At 66.9% G+C, this 18875-nt stretch carries 17 protein-coding genes and 1 tRNA gene; 11 read left to right on the forward strand and 7 right to left on the reverse strand.

The annotated features are described in order from the left end of the window. Window positions 1-80: 80 nt before the first annotated feature. Window positions 81-1043: a thioredoxin-disulfide reductase gene (trxB, locus tag ACM6JT_RS05765; RefSeq protein WP_407971258.1), complete on the reverse strand. Its 963-nt coding sequence runs from the start codon at window positions 1041-1043 to the stop codon at window positions 81-83. A gap of 401 nt (window positions 1044-1444) precedes the next feature. On the opposite strand from trxB, the gene ACM6JT_RS05770 reads away from it, so the two are divergent. The 3 genes from ACM6JT_RS05770 to ACM6JT_RS05780 all read left to right on the forward strand — a co-directional run bounded on the left by ACM6JT_RS05770 (window position 1445) and on the right by ACM6JT_RS05780 (window position 5984). Continuing rightward, the gene (locus ACM6JT_RS05770) at window positions 1445-3754 is read left to right on the forward strand and encodes a DNA translocase FtsK (protein ID WP_034182964.1); all 2310 of its coding nucleotides are present in this window, start codon (window positions 1445-1447) and stop codon (window positions 3752-3754) included. A gap of 46 nt (window positions 3755-3800) precedes the next feature. Beyond that, the gene (gene lolA / locus ACM6JT_RS05775; protein ID WP_034182965.1) at window positions 3801-4490 is read left to right on the forward strand and encodes an outer membrane lipoprotein chaperone LolA; all 690 of its coding nucleotides are present in this window, start codon (window positions 3801-3803) and stop codon (window positions 4488-4490) included. Window positions 4491-4673: 183 nt separating this feature from the next. Then, the gene (locus tag ACM6JT_RS05780; RefSeq protein WP_034182966.1) at window positions 4674-5984 is read left to right on the forward strand and encodes a replication-associated recombination protein A; all 1311 of its coding nucleotides are present in this window, start codon (window positions 4674-4676) and stop codon (window positions 5982-5984) included. 39 nt (window positions 5985-6023) lie between these two features. Here the strand turns inward: ACM6JT_RS05780 and ACM6JT_RS05785 are convergent, their stop codons facing one another. Then, window positions 6024-6293: a DUF2164 domain-containing protein gene (locus tag ACM6JT_RS05785; RefSeq protein ID WP_034182967.1), complete on the reverse strand. Its 270-nt coding sequence runs from the start codon at window positions 6291-6293 to the stop codon at window positions 6024-6026. Between the two features lie 247 nt (window positions 6294-6540). Between ACM6JT_RS05785 and serS the strand changes: the two genes are divergently transcribed. Together serS and ACM6JT_RS05795 are read left to right on the forward strand one after the other, a co-directional pair. After that, window positions 6541-7842 (forward strand): serine--tRNA ligase, encoded by a 1302-nt coding sequence (gene serS, locus ACM6JT_RS05790; protein ID WP_034182968.1) that lies wholly within the window; start codon window positions 6541-6543, stop codon window positions 7840-7842. Between the two features lie 116 nt (window positions 7843-7958). Beyond that, window positions 7959-8049: transfer RNA gene (locus ACM6JT_RS05795), tRNA-Ser, on the forward strand. Between the two features lie 412 nt (window positions 8050-8461). Here ACM6JT_RS05795 and ACM6JT_RS05800 read toward each other — a convergent pair. Further along, window positions 8462-9622, reverse strand: a complete 1161-nt coding sequence (locus ACM6JT_RS05800) for an alkane 1-monooxygenase (RefSeq protein WP_414856096.1) — start codon at window positions 9620-9622, stop codon at window positions 8462-8464. A gap of 514 nt (window positions 9623-10136) precedes the next feature. Between ACM6JT_RS05800 and ACM6JT_RS05805 the strand changes: the two genes are divergently transcribed. The 5 genes from ACM6JT_RS05805 (at window position 10137) to ACM6JT_RS05825 (ending at window position 13434) form a co-directional block, all read left to right on the forward strand. Then, window positions 10137-10799 (forward strand): GNAT family N-acetyltransferase, encoded by a 663-nt coding sequence (locus ACM6JT_RS05805; RefSeq protein WP_243565290.1) that lies wholly within the window; start codon window positions 10137-10139, stop codon window positions 10797-10799. A gap of 158 nt (window positions 10800-10957) precedes the next feature. Further along, complete coding sequence (gene minC / locus ACM6JT_RS05810) at window positions 10958-11731, forward strand: septum site-determining protein MinC (protein WP_105391859.1); 774 nt, start codon at window positions 10958-10960, stop codon at window positions 11729-11731. Between the two features lie 59 nt (window positions 11732-11790). Beyond that, window positions 11791-12606, forward strand: coding sequence for a septum site-determining protein MinD (gene minD / locus ACM6JT_RS05815; RefSeq protein ID WP_034182973.1), 816 nt, complete (start codon window positions 11791-11793; stop codon window positions 12604-12606). Window positions 12607-12618: 12 nt separating this feature from the next. Then, window positions 12619-12873, forward strand: a complete 255-nt coding sequence (minE, locus tag ACM6JT_RS05820; protein ID WP_006476634.1) for a cell division topological specificity factor MinE — start codon at window positions 12619-12621, stop codon at window positions 12871-12873. A gap of 159 nt (window positions 12874-13032) precedes the next feature. Further along, window positions 13033-13434, forward strand: a complete 402-nt coding sequence (locus ACM6JT_RS05825) for a YXWGXW repeat-containing protein (RefSeq protein WP_131946371.1) — start codon at window positions 13033-13035, stop codon at window positions 13432-13434. Between the two features lie 116 nt (window positions 13435-13550). Here ACM6JT_RS05825 and ACM6JT_RS05830 read toward each other — a convergent pair whose 3' ends face one another. Then, window positions 13551-15098 carry a chloride channel protein gene (locus ACM6JT_RS05830; RefSeq protein WP_414856097.1) on the reverse strand — a complete coding sequence of 516 codons (1548 nt, stop codon included), beginning with the start codon at window positions 15096-15098 and terminating at the stop codon, window positions 13551-13553. Window positions 15099-15269: 171 nt separating this feature from the next. Here ACM6JT_RS05830 and waaC point away from each other — a divergent pair, with 171 nt between their 5' ends. After that, window positions 15270-16268 (forward strand): lipopolysaccharide heptosyltransferase I, encoded by a 999-nt coding sequence (waaC, locus tag ACM6JT_RS05835; RefSeq protein WP_034182976.1) that lies wholly within the window; start codon window positions 15270-15272, stop codon window positions 16266-16268. A gap of 19 nt (window positions 16269-16287) precedes the next feature. On the opposite strand, the gene ACM6JT_RS05840 is transcribed toward waaC, so the two are convergent. From ACM6JT_RS05840 to ACM6JT_RS05850, 3 genes are all read right to left on the reverse strand, one after another. Then, a complete protein-coding gene (locus ACM6JT_RS05840; RefSeq protein ID WP_034182977.1) occupies window positions 16288-16467 on the reverse strand; it encodes a hypothetical protein in 180 nt (59 codons plus the stop codon). Window positions 16468-16571: 104 nt separating this feature from the next. Then, window positions 16572-17882, reverse strand: a complete 1311-nt coding sequence (locus ACM6JT_RS05845; RefSeq protein WP_034182978.1) for an MFS transporter — start codon at window positions 17880-17882, stop codon at window positions 16572-16574. 293 nt (window positions 17883-18175) lie between these two features. After that, window positions 18176-18667, reverse strand: coding sequence for a TonB family protein (locus tag ACM6JT_RS05850; RefSeq protein ID WP_181152260.1), 492 nt, complete (start codon window positions 18665-18667; stop codon window positions 18176-18178). Between the last annotated feature and the right edge of the window lie 208 nt (window positions 18668-18875).

Consider the following 18875-nt stretch of genomic DNA (forward strand, 5'->3'; position numbering starts at 1 on the left):
CGGCGGCAGCGGCTTTCCGGTCGGGCCCGCTTCGCGGCAGCGGACGCCATTGTAGCGCCCGGCGCCGCACGGCTTGCGGCTTACTTCTTGTCGTGCAGGCTTTCGAGGTAGCGCTGCGCGTCGAGCGCGGCCATGCAGCCCGTGCCCGCGCTCGTGATCGCCTGGCGGTACACGTTGTCCTGCACGTCGCCTGCGGCGAACACGCCCGGCACGCTCGTCGACGTCGCGTTGCCGTGCAGGCCGCTCTTCGTCAGGATGTAGCCGTCCTTCATCTCGAGCTGGCCCTGGAACAGGTCGGTGTTCGGTTTGTGGCCGATCGCGACGAACACGCCCTGCACGTTCAGGTCTTCCGTCGCGCCGGTCTTCACGTTCTTGATGCGCAGGCCCGTGACGCCCGAATCCGCACCCGTCACTTCGTCGAGCACGTGATCCCACTTGATGTCGACGACGCCTTCCTTTTCCTTCTCCAGCAGGCGGTCGATCAGGATCGGCTCCGCGCGGAACTTGTCGCGGCGGTGGATCACCGTGACCTTCTTCGCGATGCCCGTCAGGTAGAGCGCTTCCTCGACGGCCGTGTTGCCGCCGCCGATCACCGCGACTTCCTGGCCGCGATAGAAGAAGCCGTCGCAGGTCGCGCAGGCCGACACGCCCTTGCCCATGAAGTGTTCTTCGGACGGCAGGCCGAGATACTGCGCGGACGCGCCGGTCGCGATGATCAGCGAGTCGCACGTGTATTCGCCCGAGTCGCCGATCAGGCGGATCGGCTGCTCGTGCAGTTTCGCGGTGTGGATGTGGTCGAAGACGATTTCGGTATTGAAGCGCTCGGCGTGCTCGAGGAAGCGCGCCATCAGCTCCGGACCCTGCACGCCTTTCGCATCTGCCGGCCAGTTTTCGACATCGGTCGTGGTCATCAGCTGGCCGCCCTGCGCGATGCCGGTGATCAGCACCGGGGACAGGTTGGCGCGTGCTGCATAGACGGCAGCCGTGTAGCCGGCGGGGCCGGAACCGAGAATCAGGACTTTGGCGTGTTTGGGCGTGGACATGTGCGAATCCGTAAAAGGCGGCCGCGGCGGGCGGGATAGGGCTCGCCGTACGATCCGGGGTTGACCGGGATGCCGTCATAGATGGGTATCAGTCGCGCATTATAAAGGCCCCGTTGCTGCGCTGCCGAACGAGAGTTTCAATCGTGCCGATAGCGTTTCGCGGCGAGCCTCCCGCGCCGGCGCGGCGGGCCGGGCAGGCGGCCGGCTTGCAGCGGTGCGTTGTCGCAGGTCCGGTCAAGGGAGCGGTCGTCCGGCCGGCTTGCGGTCGCCGGCGGCGCCCGGTTCGGCACCCCGTCCCCGTTATGTAACCGTCATTTACACTTGGCGGCCCGGTGCAGCGTTTACAATAAGCGCGATCGAACGACAGGCGGGCGCACGGCTCGTCCTCTTTATACGGATTCATGGCAAAAGCTCCTTATTCCGCCCAGGCACAGGCGTTGCCGCACCGGATGTCGAAGCTCCTCACGGAGATCCGCTGGATTCTCCAGGTCGCGCTATGCGCATTTCTGGTGATGGCCCTGCTGAGCTACAGCCGGCGCGATCCGAGCTGGACGCACGCCGCGCAGGTGGACCACATCTCGAACTGGGCCGGCCGCGTCGGCGCGTGGACGGCCGACATCATCCTGCTGCTGTTCGGCCTGTCGGCCTACTGGCTGATCGTGCCGCTCGGCCGGCGCATCGCCGTCAACTACCGCCGCATCACGCGCCACGAGGCGATTCCCGACGAACCGGAGCGGCCGATCGGCTGGCTCACCGAGATCTTCGCGTTCGTGCTCGTCGTGCTCGCGTGCGACGGCATCGAGGCGCTGCGGATGTGGTCGCTGAAGGTGCAGTTGCCGCGTGCGCCGGGCGGCGTCGTCGGCGAGGCCGTAGCCGGTGCGATGTCGCATGCGTTCGGCTTCACGGGCGGCACGCTGCTGCTGCTGATCGCGCTCGCGATCGGCCTGTCGCTGTATTTCCGCTTCTCGTGGCTGTCGGTCGCCGAGCGCGTCGGCGGCGCGATCCTGTCCGCCGTCAACGTCGCGAAGCTGCGCCGCGAGGCCGAGCGCGACCGCAAGCTCGGCGAGGCCGCGGCCGTGCGCCGCGAAGGCAAGGTCGAAGAGGAGCGCGTACGCATCGAGGATCACGAGCCCGTGACGATCGTGCCGCCGGTCGTCACGCCGGCGAAGTCCGAGCGCGTCGAGCGCGAGCGCCAGGTGCCGCTGTTCACCGACCTGCCGGGCGATTCGACGCTGCCGCCGGTGTCGCTGCTCGATCCCGCGCCGAAGACGCAGGAAGCGATTTCGGCCGATACGCTCGAATTCACGTCGCGCCTGATCGAGAAGAAGCTGAAGGATTTCGGTGTCGAGGCGAGTGTGGTCGCCGCGTATCCGGGCCCGGTCGTCACGCGCTACGAGATCGAGCCGGCCACCGGCGTGAAGGGCAGCCAGATCGTCAACCTCGCGAAGGATCTCGCGCGCTCGCTGTCGCTCGTGTCGATCCGCGTCGTCGAGACGATCCCCGGCAAGAACTACATGGCGCTCGAACTGCCGAACCAGCGCCGCCAGACCGTGCACCTGTCCGAGATCATCGGCTCCGAGGTGTATGCGGCCGCATCGTCGGCGCTGACGCTGAGCCTCGGCAAGGACATCGGCGGCAAGCCCGTGTGCGCGGATCTCGCGAAGATGCCGCACCTGCTCGTCGCCGGCACGACCGGTTCGGGCAAGTCGGTCGGGATCAACGCGATGATCCTGTCGCTGCTGTACAAGGCGACCGCCGAGCAGGTGCGCCTGATCCTGATCGATCCGAAGATGCTCGAAATGAGCGTCTACGAAGGCATCCCGCACCTGCTGTGCCCGGTCGTCACCGACATGCGCCAGGCCGGCCACGCGCTGAACTGGACGGTCGCGGAGATGGAGCGTCGCTACAAGCTGATGAGCAAGCTCGGCGTGCGCAACCTCGCGGGCTACAACAACAAGATCGACGACGCGGCCAAGCGCGAGGAAAAGCTGCCGAACCCGTTCAGCCTGACGCCGGAAGATCCCGAGCCGCTTGGCCGCCTGCCGAACATCGTCGTCGTGATCGACGAGCTGGCCGACCTGATGATGGTCGTCGGCAAGAAGGTCGAGGAACTGATCGCGCGGATCGCGCAGAAGGCGCGCGCGGCCGGCATCCACCTGATCCTCGCGACGCAGCGTCCGTCGGTCGACGTGATCACCGGCCTCATCAAGGCGAACGTGCCGACGCGGATCGCATTCCAGGTGTCGTCGAAGATCGACTCGCGCACGATTCTCGATCAGATGGGCGCCGAATCGCTGCTCGGGATGGGCGACATGCTGTACCTGCCGCCGGGCAGCGGGCTGCCCGTGCGCGTGCACGGCGCGTTCGTCGGCGACGACGAAGTGCATCGCGTCGTCGAGAAGCTCAAGGAGCAGGGCGAGCCGAATTACGTCGAAGGCCTGCTCGAAGGCGGCACCGCCGACGGCGACGAGGGCTCGGCCGGCGCGGGAACCGGCGAAGGCGGCGGCGAGTCTGATCCGCTGTACGACCAGGCGGTCGAGATCGTCATCAAGAACCGCCGCGCGTCGATCTCGCTCGTGCAGCGGCATCTGCGGATCGGCTATAACCGCGCGGCACGGCTGCTCGAGCAGATGGAGCAGTCGGGGCTCGTATCGGCGATGTCGTCGAGCGGCAACCGCGAAATTCTTGTGCCGGCGCGCGACGCGGAATGAGTCCGCGGCGCCCGCAGCGCCGGCCACCCACGGAGAAAACCGCAATATGCAGCAACATTCGTTCGCAATGTCTCTTCGTTCGACGCGGCGCTGGCTCGGTGCGGCGCTCGCCGGCGCATCGCTGATGCTCGCGGCGACGCACGCGTTCGCGGGCGGCACCGAGCAACTGAAGGCCTTCGTGTCGCAGGTGCGTTCGGCGAAGGGCGACTTCACGCAACAGATCGTCAAGGCACCGGCCAAGGGCGCGAGCGCCGTGCAGGCCGCGCCGAAGCCCACCGACAATTCGAGCGGCACGTTCGTATTCGCGCGGCCGGGCAAGTTCATCTGGACGTACCAGAAGCCGTACCAGCAGGTGCTGCAGGCCGACGGCGACAAGCTCTACGTGTACGACCGCGACCTGAACCAGGTCACCGAGCGCAAGCTGAACGGCGCGCTGGGCGCGAGCCCCGCCGCGATCCTGTTCGGCAGCAACGATCTCGACAAGAACTACACGCTGCGCGATGCCGGCGAGAAGGGCGGCATCGAATGGCTCGAGATGCTGCCGAAGGCGCAGGACACGCAATTCCAGCGGATCGGCATCGGCTTCCGGAACGGCACGCTCGCCGCGATGGAGCTGCATGACGTGTTCGGCAACGTCACGCTGCTGACGTTTACGAACATTCAGACGAATCCGCCGCTGAAGGGCGATACGTTCAAGTTCGTCGTGCCGAAGGGCGCCGACGTGATCAACGGCTGACCGGCGCCGCGCGCCGCTTTTCCGCAACGGGCCTGCCGGCGACGGCAGGCCCGTGTCGTTTCGGGAGCTGGCCGCAGGCGCGGGCCACTGGGCACCGGGCGCGGCGGCGCCGTTGCGCGGCTGTCATAATGTCGGGTCCGGCGGCCGGTTCGGCCGCCATCGTTTGATGTGGAGCGAGGGTTCATGTCCGACCTGTTTCAAGTCGAGCCGCGCCGGCCGCTCGCCGAGGCGCTGCGGCCGAAGACGCTCGCCGAGGTGATCGGCCAGACGCATTTGCTGGGCGAAGGCAAGCCGCTGCGGCTCGCGTTCGAATCGGGCAAGCCGCATTCGATGATCCTTTGGGGGCCGCCCGGCGTCGGCAAGACGACGCTCGCGCGGCTCACCGCGCTCGCGTTCGACTGCGAGTTCATTGCGCTGTCCGCGGTTCTCGGCGGCGTGAAGGACATCCGCGAATCGATGGAGCAGGCGAAGGACACGCTGAACCGCACCGGTCGCCACACCATCCTGTTCGTCGACGAGATCCACCGCTTCAACAAGGGGCAGCAGGATGCATTGCTGCCGTTCGTCGAGTCGGGGCTTGTGACCTTCATTGGAGCTACGACCGAGAACCCGAGCTTCGAGGTCAACTCGGCCTTGCTGTCGCGTGCGCAGGTGTACGTGCTGAAGTCGCTGGACGACGACGAGATGCGCCAGTTGCTGAAGCGCGCGCAGGAAATCGCGCTCGACGGCCTCGCGTTCGACGACAAGGCGATCGATACGCTGGTCGGTTATGCGGACGGCGACGCGCGGCGCTTCCTGAACCTGCTCGAACAGGCGCAGACGGCAGCATCGTCGGCCGGCGTCGCGACGATCGACGCCGATTTCGTCAGCAGCGCGATGACGCTGAACGCGCGTCGCTTCGACAAGGGCGGCGACAACTTCTACGACCAGATCTCGGCGCTGCACAAGTCGGTGCGCGGGTCGAGCCCCGACGGCGCGCTGTACTGGTTCTGCCGGATGATCGACGGCGGCGCGGATCCGAAGTATCTCGCGCGGCGCATCGTGCGGATGGCGTGGGAAGACATCGGCCTCGCCGATCCGCGCGCGCTGCAGATGGCGAACGACGCGGCAGAGACCTACGAGCGGCTCGGCTCGCCGGAAGGCGAACTCGCGCTCGGGCAGGCGGTGATCTATCTCGCGTGCGCGGCGAAGAGCAACGCGGGCTACAACGCGTTCAACCAGGCGATGGCGTTCGTGAAGCAGGACAAGTCGCGCGAGGTGCCCGTGCATCTGCGCAACGCGCCGACCAAGCTGATGAAGGAACTCGGCTACGGCCACGCGTACCGTTACGCGCACGACGAACCGAACGCGTATGCGGCCGGCGAGACGTACCTGCCGGACGGGGTGCGCGAGCCGCACTGGTACAAGCCGGTGCCGCGCGGGCTCGAATCGAAGATCGCCGACAAGCTCGCGTGGCTGCGCGAGCTCGACCGCGAGGCCGGCAAGAAGGGTTGACGGGCGACGCGCGGCCCGGCCGGCGCCGTTCCGGATGCGTCAGCGCTTGCGGCCCGGCTGTTGTTTCTTCCAGTACTCGAACGGCTCTTCGTGGCAGTCGATGTCGAGCTCGGCGACTCGCGCGTGCAGGCGTTCCTGCGCGTCGGCGATCGCGAGGTTGTAGATCGCGGGCGCGATCTCCTCGACGAAGAAGTGCAGCAGCGCGCCAGCCTGGATGTTGCCGATCGGCTCGTCCATGTTTTCTGTGAAATAGCGTTGCAGCGACGCGATTGCGCGGTCGCGTACTTCCTTGTCCAGTTCGATGGCCATCGGGTTCCTTTGAAGGGCGGTGATGCGGAGGCGGGGGCGTCGTACGGCGCGTTGCGTGCGGCCGGTGCAGGCGGTTCGCTGTCCGCAATGGTTTGGCACAATGTGACGCCCCGGCCGCTCAGGCGAGCCGGCATGGCGATACTGCCACGACCGGCCGTTTTCGGGCATCGTCCATCAGGCCGGTGCCGTGGCGGTCGCGCGGTGCGTTAGAATTCCCGTCTCATACAACGATTTTCCAAGTCCTCCCATGCTCGACATCCAGTTGCTGCGCAAAGACCTCGACGGCGTCGCGAAGCGCCTCGCCGATCGCGGCTACACCCTCGACATCGCCGCGTTCTCCGCACTCGAAGCGGAACGCCGCGCGATCCAGACCCGCACCGAAGAGCTCCAGGCGCGCCGCAACAGCCTGTCGAAGCAGATCGGCGCGATGAAGGGGAAGGGCGAGGACACGTCGGCCGTGATGGCCGAGGTCGGCGGGATCGGCGACGAGATGAAGGCGGGAGAAGCCAAGCTCGGCGACATCCAGGCACGCCTGTCCGACCTGATGCTGGGCATGCCGAACGTCGCGCACGAAAGCGTGCCGGTCGGCAACGACGAAGCCGACAACGTCGAGGCGCGCCGCTGGGGCACGCCGCGCCAGTTCGATTTCGAGGTGAAGGATCACGTCGATGTCGGCACGCCGCTCGGCCTCGATTTCGAGACGGGCGCGAAGCTCGCCGGCGCGCGCTTCACGATGCTGCGCGGCCCGATCGCACGCCTGCACCGCGCACTCGCGCAGTTCATGATCGACACGCACACGCAGCAGCACGGCTATACCGAGACGTACACGCCGTACATCGTGAACCCGGAGATCCTCTACGGCACGGGCCAGCTGCCGAAGTTCGCGGACGACATGTTCCGGGTCGAAAAGGGTGGCGCGGAGAACACGGTCACGCAATACCTGATCTCCACGTCCGAGATCTCGCTGACGAACACCGTGCGCGAGTCGATCGTCGACGCGTCCGCGCTGCCGATCAAGCTGACCGCGCATTCCCCGTGCTTCCGCTCGGAAGCCGGTTCGTATGGCCGCGACACGCGCGGGATGATCCGCCAGCACCAGTTCGACAAGGTCGAGATGGTGCAGGTCGTCGCGCCGGAAACGTCGTACGCGGCGCTCGACGAGATGGTCGGCCATGCGGAAGCGATCCTGCAGAAGCTCGGCTTGCCGTACCGCGTTATCACGCTGTGCACGGGCGACATGGGCTTCTCGGCCGCGAAGACGTTCGACCTCGAGGTGTGGCTGCCCGCGCAGAACACCTATCGCGAGATCTCGAGCTGCTCGAACACCGAGGCGTTCCAGGCGCGCCGGATGCAGGCGCGTTTCCGCAACGCGCAGGGCAAGCCCGAGCTCGTGCATACGCTGAACGGTTCGGGTCTTGCGGTTGGCCGTACGCTCGTCGCGGTGCTGGAGAACTACCAGAATGCGGACGGCTCGGTCACGGTGCCGGAAGTGCTGCGTCCGTACATGGGCGGCATGGAGCGGATCGACGCGCCTGCACAGGCGTCGTGAAATCGGCTGCCTAAGCCCTCGCAAAAAAATTTGCGGAAGGGGCTTGTCAGCTCAGAAAAGATCGTTTTATAATCTTTTCTTTCCCGGACATGACCAACCGGGAAATGCAGTAAAACGGAGAGGTGGCAGAGTGGTCGAATGTACCTGACTCGAAATCAGGCGTACGGTTTCCCCGTACCGTGGGTTCGAATCCCACCCTCTCCGCCAGAACACGAAACCCCTTGACCCGGAAGGATCAAGGGGTTTTTCGTTTTGGGGCTGCGGCGCGATGTGTCGATTGCCGTTGCAGTGGCAACGGTTTTGGCCATCGGCACATCGGACGTGCTGATGCGATGACGACGAACTGCGCGACACGAGCGTGTCGCGTCTTCGATGCAACTGCGCCGCATGGCAAGCACCGCGACCCAATGACGAACCAGCTGTCGAAAGCCCTGAAGGTTTTGCACAGCTGACTGCCGTCTCGCAGTCGTGGACATCCGCGGCGCTCGTCGAGCAGGCGAACGCGCTGCGGCACGCGGTGGCCGGGTTCCGAAGGAACCGGATGCCTGCGCGGCGGCAGCGTTCAGCGGTGTGCGCCATGGCGAGCGCGTGCCGACTCCCGCCGGCCCGCCATCCGCAATCACGCCGCGGCCGGATACTGCGCGAGCACCCTGTCGCGAATCGACGGCTTGATGTTCGATTGCGCCATGTCGCCGCGATAGTGCGCGACGACGCGCGGATTCATCACGCGATACCAGAGCGGCGGCACGTACGCGAACAGGATCATCGTCGCGTAGCCGGCCGGCAGTTGCGGCGAGTCGTCGAAGTGGCGCAGCGCCTGGTACGAGCGCGTCGGATTCGCGTGATGGTCGGCATGCCGCTGCAACTGGTACAGGAACAGGTTGGTGACGACGTGATTGCTGTTCCACGAATGCTGCGGCGTGCAGCGCTCGTAGCGGCCGCTCGGCAGCTTGCGGCGGCCGAGCCCGTAGTGCTCGACGTAGTTCACGACTTCGAGCAGCGACGCGCCGTAGACAGCCTGGATCACGAGGAACGGGATCACCACTTTGCCGGCCATCGCGATTGCGATGCCCCACACGACGACGGTCATCGCCCATGCGTGCAGCACCTCGTTGCGCCAGGTCCACGGCGAATGGCCAAGCCGCTCGAGGCGTGCTTTTTCAAGCCGCCATGCCGAGCGGATGCTGCCGGTCACGGTGCGCGGCAGGAACGCCCAGAACGACTCGCCGTAGCGCGCGCTCGCCGGGTCCTCGGCCGTCGCGACGCGTACGTGGTGGCCGCGGTTGTGCTCGACGTAGAAGTGACCGTACGCGACCGGCGCGAGCGTGATCTTCGCGAGCCAGCGTTCGAAGCGGTTCGTCTTGTGCCCGAGCTCGTGCGCGGTATTGATCGAGATGCCCGTCGCGGCGCCGAGCGACAGCGCGAAGCCGACGTAGTCGTACCACGCGAGCGTGTGCGTGCCGACGATCCATACGCACATGAAGAACGCGACGTACTCGACGAGCGTCGCGAGATAGACGATGAACCGGTAATAACGCTCCCGTTCGAGGTGCGGCACGACGGCTTCGGGCGGATTGTCGCGATCGTCGCCGATCAGCGTGTCGAGGATCGGGATCACGCCGAACGCGAACAGCGGGCCGAACCACCAGAACACGTGAAAGCCCGTCGAAAGCGCGAGCTGGGCGGAGAGGATCGGCAGCGTGATCGTCAGCGCGCCGAGCAGCCACAGATATCGCTTGCCATCCGACCAGCCCGAAGCCGATCCGTCGGTCATTGCCATTGTCTCCCTCCAGTCGGCCGGCCCGGTAGGCGACCGCATGCACGGTTGTTCGAATCCTCGTTGGCCCGCGACACGCGCGGTGGCACCGGATCGTCGTCCGGTTCTGCCTGTTATACGACCCGTGCGCACGCTTTCCAAACCCCGGCGCTAGGCGCGACGCTCCAAACGAAGGGGCGCGTGCGACGCATGTCGGGAAGGGCCGGCGCGCGCCGATTGAAACATGCCGGGGAGGCCGGATCGGCTCGCGTGATCCGCGTGTTTATCAGATGATTGGCGCGTGTGGCGCGCGGGTATCGCCTCGCGGGCTCGCAACGAATGTTGCGGCGCAATAAGCGAAATGGGGCTGGTATCGGCGGGGCACCTGTTTCGGCTACATATGTTACGGAACATTACGGCCTTCGGGACGAGATGCAAAGCGCCCGAAACGCGTCTGCCGCGTATCGCAAGGCGAACGAAGCGAGGCGTCGAACGAAGAGGCCGCGGCTGCCGTCCATCGACACGCGTCGATACGCCGATGCTGCACCTGCACACCGGTTGGTACACGCCGCCGGCGGCGACGCCTGTCGCCTTTCGATTCGCGCCGCCGTTTGAAAATTACGATTTGACTCATGCCCCGCTTTCGGTTGAAGCTACTAGCTTGCTGTCCGAAGGGGGCTGTGCCTGCATGAGTTCGACCTTGACCGTTCGTCGTATCGTTGCCGACCAGGGCGGCGTGTATCGCGAACTCCGCGCCGCGTCGCTGCGTGAGCCCTACGCACCCGGCGAAGCGCCGGAGGCCGAATTGCTGAACGTCGAAACGGACGCCGCGTCGGCAATTGCCGCGCAACGTGCCGTGTCCGACGAGTCGACGACTTTCCTGCTGTACACCGAAGGCCATCCGGCCGGCATGATCGGCGCGTATTTCGACAACACGCCCGATCGGCGTGCGTTCGTCAGCGAGCTGTGGGTCGCGCACGCGGTGCGTCACCTGCGCGGCGGCGTGCTGCTGCTGGAAACGGCCACCGCGTGGCTCGCCGAGCGCGGCGCTCAGGAGGTCTATGCATGGATCGCCGATGCGAACCGCAACGCGATCCGTTTCTACGAGCGCGCGGGTTTCGGCAACACCGGCGAACACGCGCCGATCGCGCGGATGCCCGGCGCGATGAAGTCGCTGTTCGTGTCGCAAGTGAAGCACTGAAGTGACGCCCGCGCGGCGCGATGAAGGTCTGGTCGCCCGCTTGCCTGCCCGCCTGCCGGTTGCGCGCCCGCCAGGGCCATCGCAACCCGGTGTCCCAAAAATAATGGCCGCGCGCGTGGACGCCTGTAAAATACGCAAAAAATTTTTGCAGAGTGTCCATGTCGCTTAAAAAATCGCCATTCTTCGAGCTGCGCAGCGGATCGGTCGATACGTTGCTGTTCACCGTGAAGACGACCGATCTCGACGCGTTGCGTGCCGAACTGGTCAAGCGCTTCGAAGCGACTCCCGAGTTTTTTGCCGACGATGTCGTCGCGATCGACGTCCGCCGTCTGGCGGAGGGCGAGCGCGTCGCGCTGGCCGATATCCGCCAGATGCTGAACGATGTGCGGATGCGTCCGGTGGGCGTGGTCGCATCGGCAACGCAGGGCTGGGCGGGGGAAGCCGGCCTGCCGTTGCTCGAGGCGCGCGATCGCCGCGCGCCGAAGCCGGCCGAGGGCTCGGAAGCGTCGCCGGTCGCCGAGGCCGTCGTCGCTGCAGCCGCCGCGGCGGCGCCCGAGCAGGCGTCCGAGCCGGCGCCGGCGTCGAACCAGACGGGCGGCCAGACGCTCGTGATCGACCGGCCGTTGCGTTCGGGGCAGCAGATTTACGCGAAAGGAGACCTCGTGGTGCTCGCGCCGGTCAGTCACGGCGCGGAGATCATCGCGGAAGGCAATATCCACATCTACGCGCCGTTGCGCGGCCGCGCACTCGCGGGCGTGCACGGCAATCACGACGCGCGCATTTTCTGCACGTGTCTCGAACCGGAACTGATTTCGATCGCGGGTATCTATCGAACAACCGAGAACCCGTTGCCCGCCGAAGTACTGGGCAAGGCGGTGCAGATCCGGCTCGAAGAGGAAAAACTGATGATCGAACCGCTGCGCCTGACGTAATTCACGCGGTGCGCGCCGGATCGATCGGCTCTCATTGACGAACACAGGGTATTGGGTAAATGGCAAAAATCATCGTGGTGACCTCGGGCAAGGGCGGCGTGGGCAAGACGACGACGAGCGCGAGCTTTGCGTCCGGTATCGCGCTGCGCGGCCACAAGACGGCCGTGATCGACTTCGACGTCGGCCTGCGCAACCTCGATCTCATCATGGGCTGCGAGCGCCGCGTGGTGTACGACCTCGTGAACGTGATCCAGGGCGAAGCGAACCTGAACCAGGCGCTGATCAAGGACAAGAAGTGCGAGAACCTGTTCATCCTGCCGGCGTCGCAGACGCGCGACAAGGATGCGCTGACGCGCGACGGCGTCGAGAAGGTGCTGAACGACCTGGTCGCGATGGACTTCGAATACATCGTCTGCGATTCGCCGGCCGGCATCGAGGCCGGCGCGCTGCACGCGATGTACTTTGCGGACGAAGCGCTGATCGTCACGAACCCGGAAGTGTCGTCGGTGCGCGACTCGGACCGCATTCTCGGCATCCTGTCGTCGAAGACGAAGCGCGCGACCGAAGGCAAGGATCCGATCAAGGAACACCTGCTGATCACGCGCTACAGCCCGAAGCGCGTGAGCGAAGGCGAGATGCTGTCGCTCGAGGACATCAGCGAGATCCTGCGCATCAAGCTGATCGGCGTGGTGCCCGAGTCGGAAGCCGTGCTGCACGCGTCGAACCAGGGCCTGCCGGCCGTGCACATCGACGGCACCGACGTCGCCGAAGCGTACAAGGACGTCGTCGCGCGCTTCCTCGGCGAGGACAAGCCGCTGCGCTTCACCGATTACCAGAAGCCGGGCCTGCTGCAGCGCCTCTTCGGCAGCAAGTAACGGAGGCCGCCCATGTCCATCCTTTCGTTTCTCCTCGGCGAGAAGAAGAAGTCCGCATCGGTCGCGAAGGAGCGCCTGCAGCTCATCATCGCGCACGAACGGGTCGGCGGCCGGCCGCCGGCCGACTACCTGCCGGCGCTGCAGAAGGAGCTCGTCGCGGTCATTTCGAAGTACGTCCATATTTCGGACGATGACATCCGCGTGAGCCTCGAGCGCCAGGACGATCTCGAAGTCCTCGAAGTGAAGATCGAGATCCCGCAAGCCTGACCCTTGCCTGTCCCTCCGCACGGCGGCATCCGCCGCCGTGCGCGTCTTACGCCCTGTTGCACTTTCGGGCACGCCGTAACAACGCGTCTGTCGGCCGTTATCGGTCCTCCCGCATTGAACGAATACGCTTTGCGTTACTTGTTCAACCAGGAGGTTGTGATGGCTGTCTCTACCGTTCACCGTCGTATCGTTTCGCTCGCGCTGTTTGCCGCGGGCCTGTCAGCCGTCGCCGCGCCGTTTGCCGCGCATGCGGACGAGATTCTCGTCGGCGCACCCGTGATCGCGCCGCAGGGCCGCGTGGTCGTCGCCGAGCCGGTCGCCGTGCGTACCGAGGAAATCGTCGTCGTCGCGCCGAATGCGCCGCCGCCCGTGCGCTACGAGGTCCTGCCGACGGTGCGGGCGGGCTATGTGTGGGAGCGCGGTCACTGGCACTGGGACCATGGGCGCTACGTGTGGATCGGTGGTCACTGGGAAGCCGAGCGCGTCGGCATGCAATGGGTGCCGGGCCATTGGGACCAGCGCGGTCCGAACTGGTTCTGGACCCGCGGCCACTGGGCGTGATGGAGGCGCGTGATGAAAAGAACCGCAATCGCCATCGCGCTCGTCGCGATCACGCTGGCCGGGTGCATCGTCGTGCCGGCGCGGCCCGTCTACTACCGGCCGGCACCCGTCGTGATCTACTGAGCGTCGCGTGGGCCGGGCTGCGCCGGGGCGTGCGTGCCGGGCGCCGCCGGCCCAGCGTCGTGCGCTGCCGTCGCGTGTGCGGCGTGTTCGCCCGGCGCAGCGGCAGCCGGCGCGTCGCTGCCTTCGTCGCGCAGCGTGTCGAGCGGATCGGCGGGCGCGGCGGTCGCATCCTGCGGCTCAGTGACGCCGGTCGTCGCGGCACCCGCCGCGGTGGCCGCGGCCGGTTCTGCGGCCGCAGCGGGCGGCGCGAGATAGCGCTGCGCGAGCGTTTCGTAGAGCGGCGGCGCGAAAAAGCGCGACACGCGGCTCGACACGAGCGCGGTGGCCATCAGCGAAATCACGAGCGCGTGGCCGTTGATCATCTCCATCACGATCACGAACGACGTGATCGGCGACTGCGTGACGGCCGCAAGATAGCCGACCATCGCGAGCGCGATCAGCATCGGCAGGCTCATGTTGCCGAACACGATGTGCAGCAGGTTGCCGAACCCGGCGCCGATCGACAGCGACGGTGCGAAGATCCCGCCCGGGATGCCCGGCAGGTACGACGCGACCATCGACACCATTTTCAGGAACGGGTAGAACACCGACAACTGCTCGCGGCCGTCGAGCAGGCCGCGCGCCTCGGCATAGCCGCTGCCGAACGTCGTGCCGCCCGACACGAGGCCGGCGACGGCGATCACGAAGCCGCATAGCGCGGCGAACGCGATCGGCCGCTCGCGATACAGGCCGAGCAGTTGCGCAGGCAGCCAGCGGCCCGTATTGAGCAGCAGCCAGCAGAACAGGCCGCCCGCGATGCCCGTCACGATCGCGGTGACCAGCACCGCGAGCGCCAGCAGCTTCGGAAAATGGAGGCCGGCATCGATCGTGCCGAAATACGTGTAGTTGCCGTTCAGGCCGAGCGCGACGACGCCGGCGAGGATGATCGCGGTGATCAGCACGCCGCTCGCGCGCGCGGAGAAGCTGCGGGTCAGCTCCTCGATCGCGAACACGATTCCGGCGAGCGGCGTATTGAATGCGGCCGACAGCCCGGCCGCCGCGCCGGCCAGCACCAGCTGGCGTTCGATCTGCGCGTTCGAGCGCGGGTAGAAGCGCCGCAGGTTGAACATCAGCGCCGCGCCGACCTGCACGGTCGGCCCTTCGCGGCCGATCGTGAAGCCGCCCAGAATGCCCAGGAACGAGACCAGCACCTTGCCGAACAGGATGCGCAGCGTCAGCAGCCGTGCGCCGAACGCACTCGGGCGCGCATGCAGCGTCGCGATTACCTGCGGGATGCCGCTGCCCTCGGCGCCGCGGAAGAAGCGGCGTGTGATCCATACCGACAGGGCGGCGATCGCCGGCGTCAGCAGCAGCGGCAGCCACGTGGCATGATCGCGCATCGTGCGGAACGTCTCGTAGCCCCAGTCGATCAGCCGCGCATAGAGCACGGCCGCGAGGCCGACGACGATCGCGCCTAGCCAGAAAACGCCGTACTGGCGCCAGATTCGCAGCGAGCGGCGGGTGAGAGCAGGAAACAGCGCGGGAAGGGCGGGGCGTGGCATCGGCGCGGGCCGGAAGGCAAAGACCGCATTATAAGAACGAACCGCAGCCACGCCGTGTGCGACAGCGTTTCGCAAGCTTGATGCATTTTGTTACAAACGTAATGTCGAAGTAATGTTCGCGCACGGCAACCGTCGCTAGCATGCCGAAATGGTCGTCAATCCCCACATATCGTGAAACGCATCCTCATCGTAAAAGTGACGTCGCTCGGCGACGTCGTCCAGACGCTACCCGTCGTCGCGGACCTGCATCGCGCCTTTCCCGGCGTGACGGTCGACTGGGCCGTCGACGAATCGTGCGCCGAGGTCGTGCGCTGGCACCCGGGCGTGAGCGCCGTCCTGTGCGCACCGCTGCGACGCTTCAAGAAGCTCCGGAATGCCGGCGACCTGAAGGCGATCTCGGCGTCGATCGGCGCGTTGCGCGCGCACCGCTACGATGCCGTCATCGACCTGCACGGCGTCTACAAGAGCGCGATCATTTCCGCGCTGGCGCGCGCCGCGCGCCGCTTCGGCTACCAGACGCAGGATCTCGGCGAAACGGGCGCACGCTTCGCGTATTCGCATCGCTTCGGCCCGCGGCCGGACTGCGACGCATGGCACGGGATGCGCGTGAGCGCCGGCGAGGCGTTCGGCTACGTGCCCGAAGGCGTCGCCACGTACGGCATCGTCGCGCCGCAGGACGCGAGCCTGCCGGCCGCCGTGACCGACGGCGCGCCGTTCATGCTGCTGTTCCATGCGACGTCCAATCCCGACAAGAAATGGCCGGCCGACCACTGGGCCGCGCTCGCCACGCAGATGATGGCGCGTGGCGTGCGCGTGCTGGTGCCGTGGGGATCGGCTGCCGAGCATGACGATGCGCAGGACATCGCCGCGCGCGCGCCGGGCGCGATCGTGCTGCCCGCGATGACCGTGCGCGAACTCGGTGCGGCGCTCGGCCGGGCCGCGCTCGTGGTGGGGGTCGATACGGGGTTCGTGCATATGGCGCACGCGCTGCAGCGGCCGACCGTGATGATTTTCGTCGCGACGTCGCGTCACCATTGCGGCATCGGCGGCGCACCGAATGCACTGTCGATCGGCGAGCCGGGCACGATCCCGTCCGTCGAGCAGGCGCTCGACGCGATCGATACGGTCGATCCTGCGTATGGCGCGCTGCGCGCGCGGCTGACCGCCTGACGCAGCGGGCCGGGCCGGTTCAGGCCAGCAGCGCCTCGACCGTGATGACGGCGGCGATGGCCGCCAGATTCGCCAGCAGCGCCTCGAACACGAGGCCGCGCCATGTCTTCGGCCGGAAGCGCAGCGCGAGCAGCAGCGCGCCACCCAGCGCGAGCGCGAGGATCAGGACGAGATCGGCATTGCCGAGGCGGATGTTCATGGCGGCGGCTCCTTCGGGGCGGGATCCGGGGGGCGCGCAGCGGCGCGCCCAGGATCGAGTATAGGTAGTGCCGGTCGCTGCACAACCCGGGCCGCCCCGGAGTCTCAGACGAGCGACGCGTCGCGCGTTTCGCGCATCAGCAGCACGCCGACCAGGCTGATCGCCGCCGCGACCGAGACGTAGCCGCCAACCCACGACAGCCCGCCGCGCGCAGCCAGCAGTTGCGCGATATACGGCGCGATCGATGCGCCGAGAATCCCGCCGAGGTTGTACGCGACGCCCGCGCCCGTGTAGCGGACGTTGGTCGGGAACAGTTCCGGCAGCAACGCGCCCATCGGCGCGAACGTCACGCCCATCAGGAACAGTTCGATCGTCAGGAACAGCGCGACGAGCGGCATCGAGCCGCTGCCGAGCAGCGGTTCCATTGCAAAACCCGACAGCAGCGCGGCGATTGCGCCGACCACGAGCACCGGCTTGCGGCCGAAACGGTCCGATGCCCACGCGGAAAGCGGCGTCGCGAGCCCCATGAACACGACCGCGAAACACAGCAGGCCGAGGAAGCTCTGGCGCGGAATATGCAGCGCCGACACGCCGTACGACAGCGAGAACACCGTCGAGATATAGAACAGCGTGTAGCAGACGACCATCGCGAGCGCGCCGAGCAGCGTCGGCTGCCAGTGTTGCGTGACGAGCGTCGCGACCGGCACGCGCACGCGCTCGTTGCGGTCGAGCGCCGCCTGGAACGCGGGCGTTTCGGTGATCTTGAGCCGCACGTACAGGCCGACCGCGACGAGCACTGCGCTGACCAGGAACGGGATGCGCCAGCCCCAGCTGCGGAACTGCTCGTCGGACAGCGATAGCGCGAGCGCGAAGAACAGCCCGTTCGACATCAGGAAGCCGACCGAGGGCCCGAGCTGCGGGAACATCCCGAACCAGCCGCGCTTGCCCTGCGGCGCGTGCTCGGTCGCGAGCAGCGCTGCGCCGCCCCATTCGCCGCCGAGGCCGATCCCCTGGCCGAAGCGCAGCACGCACAGCAGCACCGGCGCGAGCGTGCCGATCGCGTCGTAGCCGGGCACGAAGCCGATCGCGGTGGTGGACACGCCCATCACGAGCAGCGACGCGACGAGCGTCGATTTGCGGCCGATGCGGTCGCCGAAATGCCCGAACAGGAACGAGCCGATCGGGCGCGCAATGAACGCGATGCCGAACGTGACGAATGCGGACAGCGCCTGCGCGGTCGCGGAGCCGTGCGGGAAGAAGACGGGGCCGATGACGAGCGCGGCGGCCGTCGCGTACACATAGAAATCGTAGAACTCGATCGCGGTGCCGATGAAGCTCGCGAACACGATGCGCCGGTGGCTGACGGCGCCGGCCGAGCCGGTTGCGTGTGCAACGGCCGGGGGAGATGCGGACATGGATGTCTCCGTTTTGTCGTTGGGGCGGTCGGCTGTGCGTGCGCTCGGGCAGGCGGACGCCTGCCGGGGGCAGCCGAGCGGATGATGCGGTGGAGGCGTGGACGCGCGCCGTGGCGCGAACGTCACCCGCCGGTCGACGATGGAGACGGGTACGTCGCCGCCGCCCGGTGCCGGCGTGGTCGGCTCGCATGCCGGGTGGGGCGCGCGAACGCGCGCGCGGCGTGATGGCCGCGCGATTGCGGAAAATTATAGCCAGCGCCGCCGCACACCGGCAATCGCGGCGCGGCGGGCGGTCAGTCGAGCGATTGCGCCTGCGCGGACGCAGTGCTTTGCAACTGGAAGTGGCCGTCGTCGTTGAAGAGCCAGCCTTCCATCATTTCGATCTGACCGTTGCCGTCGAGCAGTCGCGACGGCGGCGCCGGCAGCGGCGCCGAGCGGCGCAGCGACGCGAGCGCGAGCGCTTCCGCTTCGCTGTCGCCGTTGCTGCGATAGACGGAGGCGTTGACGAGGCGGCCGTTGCGATCGACGGTGAATGCGACGACGACGAGCGAGCGGAGCATCGCCTGCGGTGTGCCGTGCAGTACGCCGGACGGATTGCGTTCGGCAACGCGTTGCGCGATCTCGACGCGATACTGGGCGCGGCTCGCGCTGCGCGTGATCGACGGAATCGTCAGGACCGGGTGCAGCGACGGCGGCGGCGTGATCGTGCATGCGGCAAGCATGGTGGCGACGGCCAGCGCAGCAACACGCAGCCGGTCGACGCGCGGATGGAGAACGGGGCGCATGGGAGATAGCCAGAAGTGACTATAAAAAAATGATAGGCGTGCGCACGCAAGCCGATATCGGGAGAAACGCATAACGCGCGATGCGAGACGTTGCGATCGCTGATGATGACGGTCGGGCGCCGCATCGCACGTCGCGATGTGACGTGACATGTGACAGCGCGCTCGACTCGCTCGCGTTACGGCAGCGCACGCGCATGCCGGCGCGCCA

The sequence above is a fragment of the Burkholderia sp. IT-111MI5 genome, assembly GCF_949752865.1.
Lineage (GTDB): Bacteria > Pseudomonadota > Gammaproteobacteria > Burkholderiales > Burkholderiaceae > Burkholderia > Burkholderia pyrrocinia_C.

Bases quoted from the DNA above. Each gene is read 5' to 3' on its own strand.
- trxB (WP_407971258.1), bottom strand. From the start codon at position 1,043: ATGTCCACGCCCAAACACGCCAAAGTCCTGATTCTCGGTTCCGGCCCC.
- ACM6JT_RS05770 (WP_034182964.1), top strand. From the start codon at position 1,445: ATGGCAAAAGCTCCTTATTCCGCCCAGGCACAGGCGTTGCCGCACCGG.
- lolA (WP_034182965.1), top strand. From the start codon at position 3,801: ATGCAGCAACATTCGTTCGCAATGTCTCTTCGTTCGACGCGGCGCTGG.
- ACM6JT_RS05780 (WP_034182966.1), top strand. From the start codon at position 4,674: ATGTCCGACCTGTTTCAAGTCGAGCCGCGCCGGCCGCTCGCCGAGGCG.
- ACM6JT_RS05785 (WP_034182967.1), bottom strand. From the start codon at position 6,293: ATGGCCATCGAACTGGACAAGGAAGTACGCGACCGCGCAATCGCGTCG.
- serS (WP_034182968.1), top strand. From the start codon at position 6,541: ATGCTCGACATCCAGTTGCTGCGCAAAGACCTCGACGGCGTCGCGAAG.
- ACM6JT_RS05800 (WP_414856096.1), bottom strand. From the start codon at position 9,622: ATGGCAATGACCGACGGATCGGCTTCGGGCTGGTCGGATGGCAAGCGA.
- ACM6JT_RS05805 (WP_243565290.1), top strand. From the start codon at position 10,137: ATGCTGCACCTGCACACCGGTTGGTACACGCCGCCGGCGGCGACGCCT.
- minC (WP_105391859.1), top strand. From the start codon at position 10,958: ATGTCGCTTAAAAAATCGCCATTCTTCGAGCTGCGCAGCGGATCGGTC.
- minD (WP_034182973.1), top strand. From the start codon at position 11,791: ATGGCAAAAATCATCGTGGTGACCTCGGGCAAGGGCGGCGTGGGCAAG.
- minE (WP_006476634.1), top strand. From the start codon at position 12,619: ATGTCCATCCTTTCGTTTCTCCTCGGCGAGAAGAAGAAGTCCGCATCG.
- ACM6JT_RS05825 (WP_131946371.1), top strand. From the start codon at position 13,033: ATGGCTGTCTCTACCGTTCACCGTCGTATCGTTTCGCTCGCGCTGTTT.
- ACM6JT_RS05830 (WP_414856097.1), bottom strand. From the start codon at position 15,098: ATGCCACGCCCCGCCCTTCCCGCGCTGTTTCCTGCTCTCACCCGCCGC.
- ACM6JT_RS05840 (WP_034182977.1), bottom strand. From the start codon at position 16,467: ATGAACATCCGCCTCGGCAATGCCGATCTCGTCCTGATCCTCGCGCTC.
- ACM6JT_RS05845 (WP_034182978.1), bottom strand. From the start codon at position 17,882: ATGTCCGCATCTCCCCCGGCCGTTGCACACGCAACCGGCTCGGCCGGC.
- ACM6JT_RS05850 (WP_181152260.1), bottom strand. From the start codon at position 18,667: ATGCGCCCCGTTCTCCATCCGCGCGTCGACCGGCTGCGTGTTGCTGCG.